The organism is Rhodocista pekingensis (genome assembly GCF_042665545.1).
GTDB lineage: Bacteria > Pseudomonadota > Alphaproteobacteria > Azospirillales > Azospirillaceae > Rhodocista > Rhodocista pekingensis.
In genome coordinates, this window is sequence record NZ_JBHTCM010000006.1 from 72,171 (window position 1) to 90,340 (window position 18,170).

18 protein-coding genes are annotated in these 18,170 nt (G+C 70.9%); 9 read left to right on the forward strand and 9 right to left on the reverse strand.

The window, feature by feature from the left end:
* Window positions 1-47: 47 nt before the first annotated feature.
* The 6 genes from hemE to ACFQPS_RS05265 all read left to right on the forward strand — a co-directional run bounded on the left by hemE (window position 48) and on the right by ACFQPS_RS05265 (window position 5,204).
* Window positions 48-1,088 carry a uroporphyrinogen decarboxylase gene (gene hemE, locus ACFQPS_RS05240; RefSeq protein WP_377357042.1) on the forward strand — a complete coding sequence of 347 codons (1,041 nt, stop codon included), beginning with the start codon at window positions 48-50 and terminating at the stop codon, window positions 1,086-1,088.
* A gap of 44 nt (window positions 1,089-1,132) precedes the next feature.
* Window positions 1,133-2,203 carry a ferrochelatase gene (hemH, locus tag ACFQPS_RS05245; RefSeq protein ID WP_377357044.1) on the forward strand — a complete coding sequence of 357 codons (1,071 nt, stop codon included), beginning with the start codon at window positions 1,133-1,135 and terminating at the stop codon, window positions 2,201-2,203.
* An 88-nt stretch (window positions 2,204-2,291) separates the two neighbouring features.
* Window positions 2,292-2,723, forward strand: a complete 432-nt coding sequence (hemJ, locus tag ACFQPS_RS05250; RefSeq protein WP_377357045.1) for a protoporphyrinogen oxidase HemJ — start codon at window positions 2,292-2,294, stop codon at window positions 2,721-2,723.
* Window positions 2,724-2,733: 10 nt separating this feature from the next.
* The gene (locus tag ACFQPS_RS05255) at window positions 2,734-3,108 is read left to right on the forward strand and encodes a bleomycin resistance protein (RefSeq protein WP_377357047.1); all 375 of its coding nucleotides are present in this window, start codon (window positions 2,734-2,736) and stop codon (window positions 3,106-3,108) included.
* Window positions 3,109-3,432: 324 nt separating this feature from the next.
* Window positions 3,433-4,701: a transcription termination factor Rho gene (gene rho / locus ACFQPS_RS05260; protein WP_377357049.1), complete on the forward strand. Its 1,269-nt coding sequence runs from the start codon at window positions 3,433-3,435 to the stop codon at window positions 4,699-4,701.
* Window positions 4,702-4,907: 206 nt separating this feature from the next.
* Window positions 4,908-5,204: a hypothetical protein gene (locus tag ACFQPS_RS05265; RefSeq protein WP_377357051.1), complete on the forward strand. Its 297-nt coding sequence runs from the start codon at window positions 4,908-4,910 to the stop codon at window positions 5,202-5,204.
* Window positions 5,205-5,210: 6 nt separating this feature from the next.
* Here the strand turns inward: ACFQPS_RS05265 and xth are convergent, their stop codons facing one another.
* From xth to ACFQPS_RS05305, 8 genes are all read right to left on the reverse strand, one after another.
* Window positions 5,211-6,011 (reverse strand): exodeoxyribonuclease III, encoded by an 801-nt coding sequence (xth, locus tag ACFQPS_RS05270; protein WP_377357052.1) that lies wholly within the window; start codon window positions 6,009-6,011, stop codon window positions 5,211-5,213.
* 31 nt (window positions 6,012-6,042) lie between these two features.
* Window positions 6,043-6,825 (reverse strand): ferredoxin reductase domain-containing protein, encoded by a 783-nt coding sequence (locus ACFQPS_RS05275; RefSeq protein ID WP_377357054.1) that lies wholly within the window; start codon window positions 6,823-6,825, stop codon window positions 6,043-6,045.
* A gap of 78 nt (window positions 6,826-6,903) precedes the next feature.
* Window positions 6,904-7,233: a HigA family addiction module antitoxin gene (locus ACFQPS_RS05280; RefSeq protein WP_377357056.1), complete on the reverse strand. Its 330-nt coding sequence runs from the start codon at window positions 7,231-7,233 to the stop codon at window positions 6,904-6,906.
* Between the two features lie 69 nt (window positions 7,234-7,302).
* Complete coding sequence (locus ACFQPS_RS05285) at window positions 7,303-8,094, reverse strand: gamma-glutamyl-gamma-aminobutyrate hydrolase family protein (RefSeq protein ID WP_377357058.1); 792 nt, start codon at window positions 8,092-8,094, stop codon at window positions 7,303-7,305.
* Window positions 8,095-8,183: 89 nt separating this feature from the next.
* Complete coding sequence (locus ACFQPS_RS05290; RefSeq protein ID WP_377357059.1) at window positions 8,184-8,879, reverse strand: LolA family protein; 696 nt, start codon at window positions 8,877-8,879, stop codon at window positions 8,184-8,186.
* A gap of 232 nt (window positions 8,880-9,111) precedes the next feature.
* The gene (locus ACFQPS_RS05295) at window positions 9,112-11,826 is read right to left on the reverse strand and encodes a DNA translocase FtsK (RefSeq protein WP_377357061.1); all 2,715 of its coding nucleotides are present in this window, start codon (window positions 11,824-11,826) and stop codon (window positions 9,112-9,114) included.
* Window positions 11,827-12,068: 242 nt separating this feature from the next.
* A complete protein-coding gene (locus ACFQPS_RS05300) occupies window positions 12,069-13,295 on the reverse strand; it encodes an aminotransferase class I/II-fold pyridoxal phosphate-dependent enzyme (RefSeq protein WP_377357063.1) in 1,227 nt (408 codons plus the stop codon).
* Window positions 13,296-13,711: 416 nt separating this feature from the next.
* Window positions 13,712-14,050, reverse strand: a complete 339-nt coding sequence (locus tag ACFQPS_RS05305; protein WP_012567936.1) for a P-II family nitrogen regulator — start codon at window positions 14,048-14,050, stop codon at window positions 13,712-13,714.
* 300 nt (window positions 14,051-14,350) lie between these two features.
* On the opposite strand from ACFQPS_RS05305, the gene ACFQPS_RS05310 reads away from it, so the two are divergent.
* From ACFQPS_RS05310 to ACFQPS_RS05320, 3 genes are all read left to right on the forward strand, one after another.
* A complete protein-coding gene (locus ACFQPS_RS05310; RefSeq protein WP_377357065.1) occupies window positions 14,351-15,616 on the forward strand; it encodes a UbiH/UbiF/VisC/COQ6 family ubiquinone biosynthesis hydroxylase in 1,266 nt (421 codons plus the stop codon).
* Between the two features lie 144 nt (window positions 15,617-15,760).
* A complete protein-coding gene (locus tag ACFQPS_RS05315) occupies window positions 15,761-16,555 on the forward strand; it encodes a carbonic anhydrase (RefSeq protein WP_377357067.1) in 795 nt (264 codons plus the stop codon).
* Between the two features lie 114 nt (window positions 16,556-16,669).
* The gene (locus tag ACFQPS_RS05320; RefSeq protein WP_377357069.1) at window positions 16,670-17,563 is read left to right on the forward strand and encodes a tryptophan 2,3-dioxygenase; all 894 of its coding nucleotides are present in this window, start codon (window positions 16,670-16,672) and stop codon (window positions 17,561-17,563) included.
* 9 nt (window positions 17,564-17,572) lie between these two features.
* Here ACFQPS_RS05320 and ACFQPS_RS05325 read toward each other — a convergent pair whose 3' ends face one another.
* On the reverse strand, window positions 17,573-18,058 hold the full coding sequence (locus tag ACFQPS_RS05325; RefSeq protein WP_377357071.1) for an Lrp/AsnC family transcriptional regulator: 486 nt from the start codon (window positions 18,056-18,058) through the stop codon (window positions 17,573-17,575).
* Window positions 18,059-18,170 lie beyond the last annotated feature (112 nt).

Sequence of the window (18,170 nt, forward strand, 5' to 3'; positions counted from 1 at the left end):
CGGATTCAAGGTATAGGGGGGACCTGGAACAACCTGGATCAGCGACGATGACCGCAGCCCCGACGAAGCCCTTCCTCCGCGCCCTGGCCGGTGAAACCCAGCCCCGCCCGCCCTTCTGGCTGATGCGCCAGGCCGGCCGCTATCTGCCGGAATACCGTGAGGTGCGTGCGCAGGCCGGCGGCTTCCTCGACCTCTGCCTGAAGCCGGCCCTGGGCTGCGAGGTGACGTTGCAGCCGCTGCGCCGCTACGGCATGGACGCGGCGATCCTGTTCTCGGACATTCTCCTGGTGCCGCACGCGCTGGGGCAGTCCGTGGGCTTTGCGGAAGGTGAAGGCCCCCGGCTGGCGGCGATCCGGGATCTGGACGGTCTGCGCGCGCTGGACTTCGACGGCCTGCACCGCCGGGCCGAGCCGGTCTACGAGACGGTGCGGCGCATCCGGGAGAACCTGGACAAGGATTTCCCTTCGACCGCGCTGATCGGCTTTGCGGGGTCGCCCTGGACGGTCGCCTGCTACATGGTCGAAGGCCAGGGCTCGAAGGAGTACATGCACGTCAAGCAGTGGGCGTTCCGCGATCCCGAGGGCTTCGGTCAGCTCATCGACCTGCTGGTGCGGTCGACGGTCGAGTACATCTCCGCCCAGATCAAGGCGGGCGCGGAGGCGGTGCAGCTCTTCGACAGCTGGGCCGGGGCGCTGCCGGTGGACGGCTTCCACCAGTGGGTGATCAAGCCGACCCGCGCCATCGTGGACGCGCTGCGGGCGCGGCATCCGGGCGTGCCGATCATCGGTTTCCCGCGTCAGGCCGGCCTGAACCTGGAAGCCTATGTGCGGGAGACCGGGGTGGACGGTGTCTCGCTCGATCCGGGCGTGCCGGCGGCCTGGGCCTCGCAGACGCTCAAGGGCGTCACCCTCCAGGGCAACCTGGACCCGGTGCTGTTGCTGGCCGGCGGTGCGGCAATGCGCCGCGGCGTGACTGAACTGCTTGAGGCGATGAGCGGAAGGCCCTTCATCTTCAACCTCGGTCACGGCATCCTGAAGGAGACGCCGCCCGAGCATGTGGCCGAGCTGACGCGCCTTCTGCGCGGCTGATCGCCACGGCCCAGCCTTCCCGTAGCCTCCCGGACATCAGCCGCGTGACAGAGTCCGCTGCCTTCCCGGCACCCCGCCGGAAGATCGCCATCGTGCTGTTCAATCTGGGCGGCCCGGACCGGCTGGATTCGGTCCACCCGTTCCTGTTCAACCTGTTCTCGGACCCGGCGATCCTGCGCCTGCCCAATCCGTTCCGGATGCTGCTGGCGCACTTCATCGCCGGGCGCCGGGCGCGGATCGCCCGGGGCATCTACGAGAAGATGGGCGGAAAATCGCCCATTCTGGAGAACACCCAGGCCCAGGCCCGGGCGCTTGAAGAAGCGCTCTGGGACGCGGGCGAGGTGCGCGCCTTCATCGCCATGCGCTACTGGCATCCGATGAGCGACGAGACGGCGTGCGATGTGCGGGACTGGGACCCGGACGAGGTGGTGCTGCTGCCGCTCTATCCGCAGTGGTCAACGACCACGACGGCGTCCAGTCTGCGCGTCTGGGACCTGGCGGCCAAGGCCGCCGGGCTGGACAAGCCGACGCGGACGATCTGCTGCTATCCGACCGAGCCCGGCTTCATCCAGGCCAACGCCCGGCTGATCCGCTGGGCGGTGGCGGAGGCCGCGGCGCACGGCACGCCACGGGTCCTGTTCTCCGCCCACGGCCTGCCGATGAAGATCGTGGAGGCCGGCGACCCCTACCCCTGGCAGTGCGACCGCACGGCCGAGGCGGTCATCGCGGCACTGGACATTCCGGGTCTGGACTGGGTCACCTGCTACCAGAGCCGGGTCGGCCCGCTGGAATGGCTCGGCCCTTCCACCGAGGATGAGGTCCTCCGCGCCGGGCGCGACCGGGTGCCGCTGGTCGTCGTCCCGATCTCCTTCGTCTCGGAGCATTCCGAGACGATCGTGGAGATCGGCCACGAGTACCGCGAGCTGGCCGAGGAGCACGGCGTTCCCCACTTCGTCGCCGTGCCGACAGTGGGGGTGGAGCCCGACTTCATCCGCGGTCTGGCGGAGCTGGTGCGCCAGTCCCTGGGGGCCGGCTGCGCCATGTGCTCGCAGAACGGCGGCCGCTTCTGCCCAGGCACGACGCGCGGCTGCCCGCAAGGCGCCCCGGCAGGCTGAGCCGCGGGAGCCGCGGCCCAAGGGCCGTCTTTCCCTCACCCGCCGAAGCGGTTACAAAGGCGCCCGCGTTCCCGTGGAGTTGCCATCCATGCTGTATCTCTGGATCAAGTCCTTCCATGTGATTTCCATGGTCGCCTGGATGGCGGGCATGTTCTATCTGCCCCGGCTGTTCGTCTATCACACCCAGACAAAGCCCGGTGACGCGGACTATCAGCGGTTCGTGGTGATGGAGCGCAAGCTCCTGAAATACATAATGAATCCGGCCCTGATCGCGACCTGGACGTTCGGTCTGGCGATGCTTGCGCTGAACCCGTCCCTGCTGTCGGGACAGGGCTGGATGCACACCAAGATCCTGCTGGTGCTGGGCATGACGGCGGCGCACATGATGCTGGGCAAGTACCGGCGCGAATTCGAGGAGAACCGCTCCGCCCGGTCGGAGAAGTTCTTCCGCGTCTTCAACGAGGTGCCGACGATCCTGCTGATCGTCATCGTCATCCTCGTGATCGTGAAGCCGTTCTGAGGCCGCCGGCATGGCCCGCATTCTCTCCCTGCGAGCCGAGTTGCCGAGTCCCGACCTGGACCTGTCCCTGCCCTTCTACGAACGGCTGGGCTTCCAGCTGGACGGGCGCTACGGCGACGGGTTCGCGCTGCTGGTCCGGGAGGGCTGGCTCCTGCATCTCTGGCGCACCGACGATCCGGCCCTCTGCCGGGCATCGTCGATCTATCTCCAGGTGGACGATGTGGACGGCTTCCACGCCGAGGCGCTGGCCGCGGGGGTCGAACCCTTCCGCGGTCCGCCGGCCGACCGCTCCTGGGGCATGCGCGAGGTCTATTACCTCGATCCCGCGGGCTGCCTGCTCAAGGTCGGGCAGGAGACCGACGACGACGACCAGGGCGGGGAGTAACACCGTTACCCGGAAGAGTGGCCGCGTGGCGGTTGTTTTGCTTTGACTTGATCCCGGGCATCGGCTAACCATCATTCTTGCCTGCGAGTCCACTCCCCTGAGAACTCAACGCGTTCTCCGTCGTCCCTCCCCGGGCCGGCGTCAGAGTGGTCTAGAAGAGACTGGCCACCGCATCAGGCCGAACTCCCGACAGCCGGTTCGGCTCCACCCGGCATCGATGGTCCCGGCTTCACTGGCACCCTGCCGGATACCTCTACCGGACATGTCGCGCCTGCCTACCGCCCTTCCCGGTCACCGCCAACCGATCCCCACAATCGATACACCATGAATCTTCAGGACCTGAAGGCCAAGACGCCCGCCGAACTCCTCGCATTCGCGGAAGAGCTCCAGATCGAGAATGCGGGCACCCTGCGTAAGCAGGACATGATGTTCGCCATTCTCAAGCAGCTCGCCGAGAACGACGTCCCGATCTACGGGGAGGGCGTCCTGGAGGTCCTCTCCGACGGCTTCGGCTTCCTCCGCTCGCCGGAGGCGAACTACCTCCCCGGCCCGGACGATATCTACGTCTCCCCCTCCCAGGTGCGCCGCTTCGGCCTGCGCACGGGCGACACGGTGGAAGGCCAGATCCGGGCCCCGAAGGAGGGTGAACGCTACTTCGCCCTGCTGAAGGTCAACTCGATCAACTTCGACCATCCGGACAAGGTCCGGCACCGGATCAACTTCGACAACCTGACCCCCCTCTACCCCGACGAGCGGCTGCGGCTGGAGATCGAGGTCGACAGCTCCGGCAAGACGAAGAAAGACATGACGACCCGGGTCATCGACCTGGTCGCTCCCCTGGGCAAGGGCCAGCGCGCCCTGATCGTGGCGCCGCCGCGGACCGGCAAGACGGTGATGTTGCAGAACATCGCCCATTCCATCGCCACCAACCATCCCGAGGTCTACCTGATCGTGCTGCTCATCGACGAGCGGCCGGAGGAAGTGACCGACATGGCCCGCAGCGTCCGCGGCGAGGTCATCAGCAGCACCTTCGACGAACCCGCCACCCGCCACGTCCAGGTGACGGAGATGGTGCTGGAAAAGGCCAAGCGCCTGGTCGAACACAAGCGCGACGTGGTCATCCTGCTCGACTCGATCACCCGCCTGGGCCGCGCCTACAACACGGTCGTGCCCTCCTCCGGCAAGGTGCTGACCGGCGGCGTGGACGCCAACGCCCTGCAACGCCCGAAGCGCTTCTTCGGCGCCGCCCGCAATATCGAAGAGGGCGGCTCGCTGACCATCATCGCCACGGCCCTGATCGACACGGGCTCGCGCATGGACGAGGTGATCTTCGAGGAGTTCAAGGGCACCGGTAACTCCGAAATCATCCTGGACCGCAAGCTCTCCGACAAGCGCGTCTTCCCGGCCATCGACATCCAGAAGTCCGGCACCCGCAAGGAGGAGCTGCTGGTGGACAAGGGCGCCATGGCGAAGATGTGGATCCTGCGCCGCATCCTGAACCCCATGGGCACCCAGGACGCGGTCGAATTCCTCACCGACAAGCTGAAGCAGGCGAAGACGAACAACGACTTCTTCGACAGCATGAACCAGTAGCGCGGTCTGTCGGCCCGTCCACGGGTCCTGGACACGTCCGATCCGGAGCCGGCCGCCCCCTGGGTGGTCGGCTCCGTCGCTTTCGGGAGGGCCGTCTCCGGGCGGTCCCGGCCATGCGGGGGACGCGCTGGACGCCCGGCACCGGCCGGGGGGATCATCCGCCCCGGCCCCACGGCGGGGGCCGGGAACGGCCAAGGCAGGAACGGATGCTGGACCACGCGCTGCACGATCTCCTGCACGACCATGGTGTCGTCCCCCGCCCCGCCCCGCCCGCGGTCTCCCAGCCTGCGGTGCCTCGCCCGGCGGTCGCTTCCCCGGCGGCGCAGGCCGTGACTCCGGCCCGGCCGCCCGCGCCGGCGCATCCGGCGGTGCTGGACGGGTTCCTCTCCCCGGCCCTGCTGGCGCTGACGGCAGCCCCCCTGGTTGCGGTCAGCCCCGTACTCTGGGCACCGCCCTTCTGGGTGCTGGCCCTGATGATGCCGCGGGGGGACCGGCGGGCCTGACGGGGATCAGAAGCGGAAGTCCACCAGCACCGGGACATGGTCGCTGGGCTTCGGCTCCCAGCCGCGGGCCTCGCGCAGCACCGTCGTGCCGGCGAGCGCCGGGGCCAGCGGCGGGGTGACCCAGACATGGTCCAGCCGGCGGCCGCGGTCGCTGGCCGCCCAGTCGGCGGAGCGGTAGGACCACCAGGTGTAGAGCTTCTCCGTCTCCGGCACGAAGCGGCGCACGGCGTCCACCCAGCCCAGGGTGCGCTGCACCTGGGTCAGCTTCTCGACCTCCACCGGGGTGTGGGAGACCACGTCCAGGAGCTGGCGGTGGGACCAGACGTCCGTCTCCAGCGGCGCGATGTTCAGGTCGCCGACCAGGATCATGGGCCGGTCGGGGCTGCGCTGTTCCGGCCACCAGCGGATCATCTCGTCCAGGAACTGGAGCTTGTGCGCGAACTTCTCGTTCACCGCCGGGTCCGGCACGTCGCCGCCAGCGGGAATGTAGAGGTTGTGCAGCTCGATCCCCGGCCCGACCGGCAGCGTCGTGGCGATGTGGCGGCAGTCCTCCCGCCCGCACCAGTGCCGCACCTCCCGCGCGCCCAGCTCCAGCCGGGACAGGATCGCCACCCCGTTGTAGCTCTTCATGCCGTGGATATGGGCGAAGCGGTAGCCGCGTTCCGCCAGTTCCCGCAGGGGGAACGTATCGTCCACGGTCTTCGTCTCCTGCAGGCAGACGACGTCCGGGGCGTGCTCGTCCAGCAGCTTCAGCAGCAGCGGCAGGCGCAGGCGGACGGAATTGATGTTCCAGGTGCAGAGGCGCACGGGCGGGACCCCGGAAGGACGGCGGGCGGCCTCAGCGGCCGGTCCGCTGCGGCGTCCGGTTTCCGGTGTAGAAGGCGTCGGCGTGGATGTCCACCGCGGCGATGCCCTTCTCCAGCAGCAGCGGCACCGTCCCCTCCACCATGGCCGGCGGGCCGGCCAGATAGGCCTTGAAGCCGGACAGGTCGGCGAAATCCGCCACCGCCGCCGGCCCGACAGGACCCGTGCGCCAGGGACCGGGCACCTCCGGCTCGGACAGGACGGGGACGAAGCTCAGGTTCGGGTGACGCCGCCCCAGGGCGGCGAAATGCCCGTCCAGATACAGGTCGCGCGCCGTCCGTACCCCGAAATAGAGGTGCAGCGGCCCGGCATGGCCGCGCTCCAGCGCCGTCTCCACGATGGACTTCACCGGCGCCAGACCGGAGCCGCCGGCGATGGCCAGGATCGGGCCGCGATGCTCCGGCTTCAGGGTGGCGTCGCCCAGGGGGCCGTGCAGCAGGACCCGCTCGCCCGGGCGCAGATGGCGCACGGCATAGTGGGCGGCGCCCGCGCCCTGCCCGGCATCGCGGATGTGGAACTCCAGATGCGGCTCGCCGGGCCGGCTGGCGATGGAGAAGTCCCGCGCCGGCAGTCCGGCGAAGCCGACCCGGGCATACTGCCCCGCCTGGAAGTCGAAGGGCCGTCCGTCCGCCGGCACCAGCCGGACGATCCGCACGTCGGGCGTGGCCTGGATCAGCTCGCTGACCGTGAAGGCCCTCTCCCCCGCCGGCACCGCTGCCGGGCTGTTCCCGCCGGCCGCCACCATCGTCCCGCCCATGGTTCTCCGCTCCGTTCCCATTCCTGCGATATGGCGGGACCGGCGGCGGGATCAAGGCCGGGGGATGTGGCCCGCCTCTCAGGCGGCGGTCAGCGTGGGGATACGGTCCAGCTCGTCGCTCAAGGCGGTCGTCAGGGTGGCGATGTCCCACTTCGCCTGGAGGTTCAGCCAGATCTCGGGCCCGTTGCCGCACAGCTTGCCCAGGCGCAGGGCCATGGCCGGGGTCACAGCGGCGCGCTCGGACAGGATCGCGTGCAGGGTCTGCCGCGACACGCCCAGATGCTCCGCCATCTCCGACACGGTGATACCCAGGGCCGGCAGGATATCCTCCCGGAGCAGTTCACCCGGATGCAGCGGCGGAAGGGCGGTGGTCTCCACGGAACGCTCCAGCGCCTGTTTCGGAGTCATCAACTCAACCGGCGTAAAGCATCCCTTTACAAACGCACCGATGTCAAGTCGTGCTTTACACCCTCCGGCTCACCGCCCCCGTGCGGCGGCGTGGTCGCGGACGGCGGTGCCGAAGGCGGCCAGCAGGGCAGTGGAGGCCGGGTCGTCGCGGAAGCGCCATTCCGGGTGCCACTGCACCGCCAGCGCGAAGGGTACCCCCTCCACCCGCACCGCCTCGATCAGGCCGTCCGGGGCCGTCGCCTCCACCACCAGGCCCGGCGCCAGCCGGTCGATGCCCTGGGAATGCACGGAGTTCACCCGCAGCTCCCGCCGGCCGGTGATGGCGGCGAGCCGCCCCTCCGGCGCCAGCGCCACGGGATGGGCGGGGCCGTACTGCACCTCCACCGGCGCGTCCTTGTCCTCGCGGTGGTCCATCATGCCCGGCACCTCCTGCACCCGTGCGTGCAGGGTGCCGCCCAGGGCCACGTTCAGCTCCTGGAAGCCGCGGCAGACGGCCAGCAGGGGCACGCCCCGCTCCAGGGCGCGGCGGATCAGCGGCAGGGTGGTGGCGTCGCGCGCCTCGTCGTGCGGGGGCGCCTCCGTGCCTGGCGCGCGGCCATAGGCGGCGGGATGCACGTTCGACGGGCTGCCGGTGAGGAACAGGCCGTCCAGCCGGTCCAGCAGGGCATCCACATCGTACCAGTCCCCCAGCGCCGGCAGCACCAGCGGCAGCGCCCCCGCCCCCTCACTGACGGCGCGGACATACTTGTCCCCGACGACATGGAACGGATGCTGCCCCAGGGTGCGGGCGCAGGCGGGGATGCCGACCGGGGGCCGGATGGTGGCCAGTCGGGATGGGCTCGGGGGGATCGGCAGGCTCATGGGGACCGTCTCGCAAAGCGGAATACGCGCGCATCCCGAGTGTGCGCCAAGCCCCGCCCGGGCCGCAACGGCCCGGAAAGGACGGACGGTCAGTCCCGCTCGCGCCGGCGGGTCGGGTCGCGGAAGAAGAACAGATCGTCCTTCAGCTCCACCCCGGTCTCCGGGGACAGCAGGGAGATTTCGGTGGTCAGCCCCTGGGCGTCCAGCACCCGCCACTTGCGCAGGGCGAAGGGCCGTTCCTCGAACACCAGGGTCAGCCGGCCCAGAGCGGGGTCCTTCGTCTGGGCCAGGGTCACCTCCAGCACGCCGCCGTCATGCATGACATCGGTGACGGTGACGTCGCCGGACAGGCTGATCTGCGGGCGCAGCAGGAAGTCGGCCAGCGTGCTGCCGATCGGGGCGTTCGACTGCTGTTTCAGTTCGGCGTCCCAGAAATAGACGAAGCGGCCATCGGCGACGATGAAGTTGCCGACCGGCGGGTCGTAGTCGATCCGCATCCGACCGGGCCGCGCCAGGGAGAAGGTGCCCTTGAGCGCGCTGCCGTCGTCCGCCACCTGGAGGAAGCGGGAGCGCAGGGTGCCGATGCCGTTCAGATAGGCTTCCACCCGCGCCAGATCGGCCGCGACCTCCGGCGTCCGGGCGGCTTCGGATACCGCCGGGGCGGCCCGGGCCGGGGTCGCCGGCACGCCCAACACGAGTGCGGCCAGGGCAAACGTGGCCAGGACAAGCGCAACAGGGGCGACCGTCGCGGCCAGCAGGGAGCGGGCCGTTCCGGATCGGGCCATTCTGGATCGGGAAGTCGGGACAGGTCCGGTCGGGGAGAGGATCGTCTTCATGCGGGCATCGTGACCGGGCATCGTGGCGGGATTGCGGACGCGGGCCCTGGCACGGCCGGCGGCGCGCGGCAGGATGGGGGTCCCGCCGCGGCGGGTCAACCACCCGCGACCGGCTCCCCCGACCGACCACCACCCGCCGGCCACCACCCGCCGGCCACCCGCCGGCCCTGTCCCGTGCCGGTCAGTTCACCCGTTCGGTGTCGTCGATGTCGCGGGCCAGCACCTCGCGCTTGCCGACATGGTTGGCCTTGCCGACGACGCCTTCCTTCTCCATCCGCTCGATCAGGCGGGCGGCGCTGTTGTAGCCGATGCGCAGGTGGCGCTGGATGAAGCTGGTGCTGGCCTTGCGTTCGCGCGTCACGATGGCGACGGCCTGGTCGTACAGGTCGTCGCCGCCGGCCCCGCCGGAACCGCCCGCGCCCTCGTCGCCGGCCGGGCCCGCCTCGTCCTCGTCCTCGGTCACGGCCTCGACATAGTTGGGCTCGCCCTGGGCCTTCAGGAACTTCACCACCTGCTCCACCTCCTCGTCGCGGACGAAGGGGCCGTGGACGCGGGTGATGCGACCGCCGCCGGCCATGTAGAGCATGTCACCCTGGCCCAGGAGCTGTTCGGCCCCCTGCTCGCCCAGGATGGTGCGGCTGTCGATCTTGCTGGTGACCTGGAAGCTGATGCGGGTCGGGAAGTTCGCCTTGATGGTGCCGGTGATGACGTCCACCGAGGGGCGCTGCGTCGCCATGATCAGGTGGATGCCGGCGGCGCGGGCCATCTGGGCCAGACGCTGGATCGCGGCCTCGATGTCCTTGCCGGCGACCAGCATCAGGTCCGCCATCTCGTCCACGATGACGACGATGTAGGGCAGCTCCGTCAGGTCGATGGGCTGCTCCTCGAAGATCGGCTTGCCGGTGTCGGGGTCGAAGCCGGTCTGCACCCGGCGGGTCAGCACCTCGCCGGCCTCCCGCGCCTCCTTCAGGCGGGCGTTGTAGCCGTCGATGTTGCGCACGCCCAGCTTGGACATGGCGCGGTAACGGTCCTCCATCTCCCGCACCGCCCATTTCAGCGCCACCACCGCCTTCTTCGGGTCGGTGACGACGGGGGCCAGCAGGTGCGGGATGCCCTCGTAGATGGACAGCTCCAGCATCTTCGGATCGACCATGATGAAGCGGCAGCGGTCCGGCGGCAGCCGGTACAGCAGCGACAGGATCATGGTGTTGATCGCCACCGACTTGCCCGAGCCGGTGGTGCCGGCGACCAGCAGGTGCGGCATGCGGGCGAGATCGGCCACCACGGGGCCGCCGCCGATGTCCTTGCCCAGCACCAGGGCCAGCTTCTGCTGGCTTTTCTGGTAGGCGTCGGCGGTCAGCAGCTCGCGCAGATAGACCGTCTCGCGCCGCTGGTTCGGCAGCTCGATGCCGATGACGTTGCGCCCCGGCACCACGGCCACGCGCACGCTGACGGCGCTCATGGAGCGGGCGATGTCGTCCGCCAGCCCGATGACGCGGCTGGACTTGGTGCCGGGGGCCGGCTCCAGCTCGTAGAGCGTCACCACCGGGCCGGGGCTGACCTTCACGATCTCGCCACGGACGCCGAAATCCTCCAGCACGCCTTCCAGCAGGGTGGCGTTGCGTTGCAAGCCCTCCTCGTCCAGGGCGGCGGACTGGCCGGCCGGGGGCAGTTGCAGGATCTCCACCGGCGGCAGCTCGTACTCCCCGGCGTCGGGCTCCTCCAGCGGCAGCGAGGGGTGGCGCGGCTTCTCCGGCCGGCGGAGCGAGATGACCGGGGCCGGCCGCGGCGTCACCACGGGCGCCAGCCGGGGCCGGCGCGGCTCCTCCGCCTCCACGTCCGGCTCGCCCGTCTCCGCCGTCACGGGCGGCGCGGGCCGCTCGACGCGCGGGATGGTGAGGGCGGGCTCGATACGCTCACCCGCCCGCTCGGGCCGTGGCGGCGGCACCGGGGTCAGGGCCGGCGGCATCCGCCGCACGGGCCGGGCCGGTTCCGCCGCCGTGCGGGCGAACAGGCCGCGCAGCCGGCCACCCAGATCCTCCCGCAGCCCGCCCGCGGCCGCCGCGGCGCGGGACGCGAGCCCGCCCAGGCTGCCCAGGCCGGTCGCCGCCAGCCCGGTCAGCCCCGTCCGTGCGGTCTCCGGCCGTTCCGGTGCGGCCTGCTGTGCCGCCGGTGCGGCGGCCGGCCGGCGCGGCGCAGGGCGGGGCGTTTCCGTCCGGCGGTCGCCCAGCCGGCGCAGCCCGGCCAGGGCCGCCCCCGTCTGCACGCCCAGCGCGGTCAGCAGCATCCACAGCGCCGGCACGGCGGCCGTCAGTCCCAGCAGACCGGGCGGCAGCGCGATCCCCGCCGACAGCAGCGGCAGCCGCACCTGGTTCAGCAGGATCAGCCCGACGCTGCCGCCCATGGCCCCGCCGGCGGCGAACGACAGCCCGGCCAGGGCGACGGCCGTCAGCAGGACCGCGCCCAGGCCCAGCGGCACCCGCAGCGCCCAGCGGTCGGGCGGCCGGTGGCGCGCCACCGACAGGCCCCAGCCGGCGATCAGGGTGGCGATCAGATAGGCGGACAGGCCCAGCGTCTGCACCAGGATGTCGGCCGCATAGGCGCCCGGCAGGCCCAGCCAGTTGCGCACGATCGTTGTGCCCGCGGGCACGGCGGTGTTCCAGGACGGGTCCGCCGGGGTGTAGCTGGCGATGGCGCCGGCCAGGGCCGCGCCCACGCCCACCGTCAGCAGACCGCCCAGCTCCACCAGCCGCGCGCGCAGGAAGCGGGCGGCGCCGTCGGGCAGCAGGGCGTTCCGGTTCCGTCCGGGCACGGAGGGGCCGGGGCGGCCGGGCGGGACGCCGCGGGGATTGCTGCCGCGGGGGGCGGGGCGGGTCGCGGCCAGTCTCGGGTTCATGCTGTCATCCAGGGAAAGGTCGTCGCCGGTGGGGTCGGGCCGGTGGGGTCGGGGTGCAGGGCATCGGAACGCGGGCTGTCGGGCTACGGGTCCAGTCGTCAGGCAATCCAGTCGTCAGGCAGTCCAGTCGTCAGGCGGTCCAGGCAGTACGCGGGTCCGGGCCGCTTCCGGGGTGCGGCGTTCCGCTTCCGGGCGCGGCGCCGTGCCGGCACCCCGCCCTCTGGTCCGCGTCGCGGCGGGCCTCAGCCCAGCAGGCGGACGATCCGCTCGCAGGCGCGGGCCACGGTCTCCGCGTCATGCACCAGGGCGACACGGACATAGGGCCGGCCGCGGTTGCGGCCATCGGCATCGGGCCGCGACAGGTAGGCGCCGGGCACGACCCGGATCGCCGCCTCCTGCCACAGGGTCCGGGCCGCCGCCTCCCCGTCGCCCACGTCCAGCCACAGGAAGAAGCCGCCCGGCGGCCGGTAGAACCCGAACCGTCCGGCCAGGACGGAGTCTGCCGCATCGACCTTGGCGCGGTAAAGGCGGCGGTTCTCCTCCACATGCGTCTCGTCGCGCCACAGCGCCGTGGCCGCGGCCAGGGCCGGCAGCGGCGTGCCGGCGCAGGAATAGCTGCGCAGCCGGGCGAAACGCTGCAACAATTGGGGGTCGCCGGCGATGAAGCCGGAGCGCAGGCCGGCGGCGCTGGACCGCTTGGACAGCGAATGCAGCACGACGAGGCCGGCCGTGCTCCCCGTCTCCCGCGCCGCCTCCAGCGCACCGGGGGGGGCCGCCCTGTCCCAGATCTCGGCATAGCATTCGTCCACTGCCAGGACGAAGTCGTAGGCGCGGGCCAGCGCCAGGGCCTTGCGCAGATAGTCCAGATCCGCCACGGCGCCCTGCGGGTTCGCGGGCGTGCAGAGATAGAACAGCGCGGTCCGCTCCAGCAGGTCGGGCGGCAGCGCGTCCAGGTCCGGCAGGAACCCGGTATCGGCGAAGGCCGGCAGGAACACCGGCTCCGCCCCGGCCATGGCCGCGGCCCCCTCGTACACCGCATAGAACGGGTTGGGGATCAGCACCGCCGGCCGGCGGCCGGCGCGGTGCTCGGGCACGGTCAGCAGCGGCAACTGGAACAGTGCCTCGCGCGTGCCGGCCACGGGCAGGATGCCCGTCTCCCGGTCCACGAAGCCCGCCGGCAGGGCATAGCGCCGCTCTAGCCAGTCGGCGACGGCGGCGCGGAACTCCGGCGTGCCGGCCACGGGCGGATAGCGGCCCCAGAGATGGGCGTTCGCCTGCAACGCCGCCGTCAGCAGGGCCGGCGGGGTGTGCTGCGGTTCTCCCACGGCCAGGCTCAGCGGCTCCAGGTTGGCGCGCGGCGGCACGCCGGCCAGAAGCGCGGCCAGCCGGGTGAAGGGATAGTCGGTCAGTCCCTCAAGCCGGGGGTTCCCCGTCGGCATCGGGGCCTGCGACGGCGACGCGCCGGTCATCTGCGGTCATCCACGGGCGATGCGGGGAGCAGCGGGTACGAAACGAAAACGAGTTTACCCGCGCGGGCGCCGGGGCACAAGACCGGGGCGCCCGGAAAAGCCCTGCCGAATCCGTCGCTTGTGGACAGTTGCTGAGAAAAGCGTTGAAAACTGCACTAACCCATTGATCCGATTCACGAAATCGTGCCCGGACCGGGGTATTTCCTGTGGATAAGTGACGGGAAAACGGCCGCAGCGGCTTGGATTCCCTGTAACCCCCGCTTAAGGATCGGGCCGGTGGCGGTGGCGGTGGCCTGGGCCTGCCGCCTGCGGCGACAAAGAAAAAAGGGCAGCGCCGCCGGGCGGCGGCCGCGTCTGCGGCCGGCCCGGGGACCCTGCCCCTGGTTCTGCCCGTCGGGCTGCCTGCGGCAGCCGGATCAGAGCGCGTCCGCGTTGGACTCCCCGGTGCGGATGCGAATGGCCTGGGCCAGCTCCAGCACGAAGATCTTGCCGTCGCCGATGCGGCCGGTGTTGGCCGCCTTCTGGATGGCCTCCACCACGGCGTCGGTCAGGTCGTCGGTCACGGCGACCTCGATCTTCACCTTGGGCAGGAAGCTGACCGAGTATTCCGCGCCGCGGTAGATCTCGGTCTGGCCCTTCTGGCGCCCGAAGCCCTTCACCTCGGACACGGTCAGGCCCTGGATGCCCAACCCGGTCAGCGCCTCGCGGACCTCGTCGAGCTTGAACGGCTTGATCACTGCCATCACGAGTTTCATCGGGCTCCCCTTTCGTTCCTCGGGCCTTGTTCCGCCGGGCCGGTCTCCGCATGAGGGTCCGGCCGCTCGGAAACCATGATACAAGAAGCGTGCCGCGCCTGAAGGTCCAACCTTCCAGCGCATCCGTTCCGGGCCTTCCCTACTCGTCGGCTTAGCGATGGGCAGGTCCTGCACAAAAACTGTGCAGATGATCGGTTTCCCGGCCGGCAGGCGGGCGGGCGGGGCCGCCGCGGGACGGTGCGGGGGTCGGCACCGTCGGCCTACTGGACAATCGGCTCCGGGTGACCGACTTTCCTGGGCATGGATACCGTCGCCTCCCCCTCCTCCGTCGCGTCGGACGCGTCCGACGCGGTCACGACCGAAGTCGCCATCGTCGGCGGTGGCCTTTCCGGTCTCACCCTGGCCTGCGCCCTGGGCAGCGCCGGCGTGCCGGTCGTCGTGATCGACCGCGACCCGCCGTCGGCACAGATGGCGCCGCACTTCGACGGCCGCACCACCGCCATCGCCTACGGCTCGGGCAAGGTGCTGGACGGGGCCGGGGTGTGGCCCTATCTGGCGGACGAGGCCGGGCCGATCCTGGACATCCGCGTCACCGACCAGAACGCGCCGCTGTTCCTGCACTACGACCACCGCGAGGTGGGGGCGCGGCCGTTCGGCTGGATCGTGGAGAACCGGGCGATCCGCCGTGCCCTGATGCGCCGGCTGGCGGAGCTGCCCTCGGTCACGCATCTGGCGCCGGTCGCCGTCTCCGGCCTGGACCGTTCGGGTCCGCGCGCCACGGTGCGGCTGGCCGACGGCCGCACCGTGCGGGCCCGCCTGATCGTCGGGGCCGACGGCAAGAAGAGCCTGTGCCGCGAGGATGCCGGCATCGACACGCTGAGCTGGAGCTACGGCCAGCACGCCATCATCACCAACATCGAGCACGAGCTGCCGCACGGCGGCACGGCGGTGGAGCTGTTCCTGCCGGCCGGGCCGTTCGCCATGCTGCCGCTGACGGGCAACCGCACCTCCATCGTCTGGTCGGAGCGGGCGGAGCTGGCGCCCTGGTATCTGAAGCTGGGCGAGGCCGCCTTCACGGCGGAGCTGCAATCCCGCGTGGGCGACTGGCTGGGCCGCATCCGCCCGATCGGGCCGCGCGCCTCCTACCCGCTGGGGCTGATGCATGCGGAACGCTATGTGGACCGCCGGCTGGCCCTGATCTCCGAAGCCTGCCACGCCATGCACCCGATCGCCGGGCAGGGCCTGAATGTCGGGATGCGCGACGCCGCCGCCCTGGCCGAGGTGATCGTGGACGCCCACCGCCTGGGCCTGGACCCCGGCGCCGCCGACGCGCTGGACCGCTACCAGCGCTGGCGCCGGGTGGACACGGTCTCCCTGCTGGCAACCACCGACCTGCTGACGCGGCTGTTCAGCAACGACATCGCCCCCCTGGCGCTGGCCCGCCGGCTGGGGCTGAAGGCCGTCAACGACCTGCCGCCGCTGAAGCCGCTGAAGCGCCTGTTCATGCGCCACGCCATGGGCGTGGTGGGCGAGCTGCCGCGGCTGATGAAGGGAGAGGCGCTGTAGCCCCTCCCGGCCTGCCGGTCATGCCCGCGATGCGGGCCGCGTCCGCCCGTTTGGAGAGGGTATTCTTTACCCGTTGGGGGTAGATCGTTAGGGACCCGCGCCGTCGGCGCCGGGTTCCGACGGTCAACTTCACGGGTGATGCCCATGACCTTCCCGCCCCTTGCCCCGCCCCTTGCCCGGCGCCTTGCGCTGGCGACCTCCGCCCTTGCGCTTTCCGGCGCCCTCTCCCTCGCCGCCGCCGGCGCGTCCGAGCACGAGCATGCCCACTGGGGCTATGCCGGCGCCGGCGCTCCCGCCGAGTGGGGCCGGCTCTCCCCCGACTTCGCGGCCTGCGAGACGGGCCGGGCGCAGTCGCCGGTGGACATCGTGCATGCCGTCCCGGCGACGCTGGGCCCCATCGCCGTCCACTACCAGGCCGGGCCGATGCAGGTGCTGAACAACGGCCACACCATCCAGGCCAATGCCGCGCCCGGCTCCTTCATCGAGCTGGAGGGCGGCCGCTACGATCTGGCCCAGTTCCACTTCCATCATCCCAGCGAGCACGCCGTGGACGGCAAGCGCGCGCCGATGGAGCTGCATCTGGTCCACCGCAACGCCGCGACGGGCGAACTGGCCGTGCTGGGCGTGATGATCGTCCCCGGCGCCGCCAGCCCCGTGCTGGACGCCGTCTGGGCGGCGATGCCGGCGCAGGAGGGCACGGCCCCCGACCCGGTCGCGGTCGATCCGGCCGGGCTGCTGCCGGCGGACCCCGCCTATTTCCGCTACGAAGGCTCGCTGACCACGCCGCCCTGCTCCGAGGTGGTCCACTGGATCACCTACAAGCAGCCGGTCACCGCCTCGGACGCGCAGATCGAGCGGTTCGCCGCGCTGTACAGCGACAATGCCCGGCCGCTCCAGCCGCTGAACCGCCGCTTCATCCTGGAGTCCGCCGGCCGGTAGGGGTTCTCCGTTCTCACCGGAAAAGGCGCATCGGCGGCGGCCGGTGCGCCTTTTCCTTTGCCCGGCCGGCGGAAGCACCGATACTCGCCCATCCCGTTTCGGATGGAACGACCCATGACCGCCGAGCCCGAGCCCCCGTCGCCTGCCGGCCCGTCGCCTGCCGGCCCCTCCGCCGCCGGCCCCTCCGCCGCCGACCCGTCCGACGGCGGCGCGCATCTGCGGCCCGACCTCAGCTACGGCGCCTATCTCGGGCTCGACAGGCTGCTGACCGCCCAGCATCCCCGCTCCGACGCCCATGACGAGCTGCTGTTCATCCTCATCCATCAGGTGACCGAACTGTGGCTGACGCTGAGCCTGCACGAGTTGCGCGGCGCCCAGGCCGCCATCCGGGCCGACCGGCTGGGCCCCGCCTTCAAGATGCTGGCGCGGGTGGCGCAGGTGCAGCGCCAGATGATCCAGGGCTGGGAGGTGCTGTCCACCCTGACCCCGGCGGACTACGGGCGGTTCCGGCCCTATCTGGGCCAGTCCAGCGGCTTCCAGTCCTGGCAGTACCGGCTGCTGGAATTCCTGCTGGGCAACCGCAACGCCCGGCTGGCGGAGGTCCATCGCGGCGAGCCGAAGGTGTATGCCGACCTCCAGGCGGCACTGGCGGCGCCGTCGCTCTACGATGACTGCCTGCGCCTGCTGGACCGGCGGGGCTTCGCCCTTCCCGACGACCGGCTGGAGCGGGACTGGCGCCTTCCCTACCGGCCCGACGCGGCGGTGGAGGCGGCCTGGCTTGCCGTCTACCGCGACACGGAGCGGCACTGGGACCTTTACGAACTGGCGGAGAAGCTGGTGGATCTGGACTGGCGCTTCCAGCAGTGGCGCTTCAGCCACATGAAGACGGTGGAGCGCATCATCGGCTTCAAGTCCGGCACCGGCGGCACCGCCGGCGCCAGCTATCTGGTGCGGGCGCTGGACCAGAGCTTCTTCCCCGAACTGCGCAGCGTCCGCACGGCGCTCTGAGCCCGCCCCTCACGGCATCGGCAGCGGCAGCTCCGTCGTCTCCTTCATGGCGGAGACGGCGATCATGGAGTTGATCTCCCGCACGCCGGGCAGCTTCGACAGCTTCTCGAAGAACAGCTTCTCATAGGCCTCGATGTCGGCCGCGACGATGCGGAGCAGGAAATCCACCTGTCCCATCAGCACGAAGCACTCCTGCACCTCGGGGATGCGGCGGATGGCGTCGCGGAACTCCTCCAGCCGGTCGCCGCTGTGCGCCTCCAGCTTGACGTGGCTGAAGATCAGCACGTTCAGCCCCAGCCGCTTGCGGTCCAGCAGCGCCACCCGGCGGCGGATCACCCCCATCCCCTCCAGCCGCTGGATGCGGCGCCAGCAGGGCGACTGCGACAGGCCCACGCGCTCCGCCACCTCCGCCGCCGTGGCGGCCCCGTCCTTCTGGAGGTGGTCCAGGATGCGCCAGTCGGTGCGGTCCAGATCCTTCGGCGTCTCCTTGGACATGATTTTTCCTCTGAAGCCGATATTTCCGCATGGATCATGCAGGAAATCGGCATCCGGCTTCAACTACGCAAACATTTTTCCCGGCACCGGCGCTAGCTTTCCGGGGTCGCCG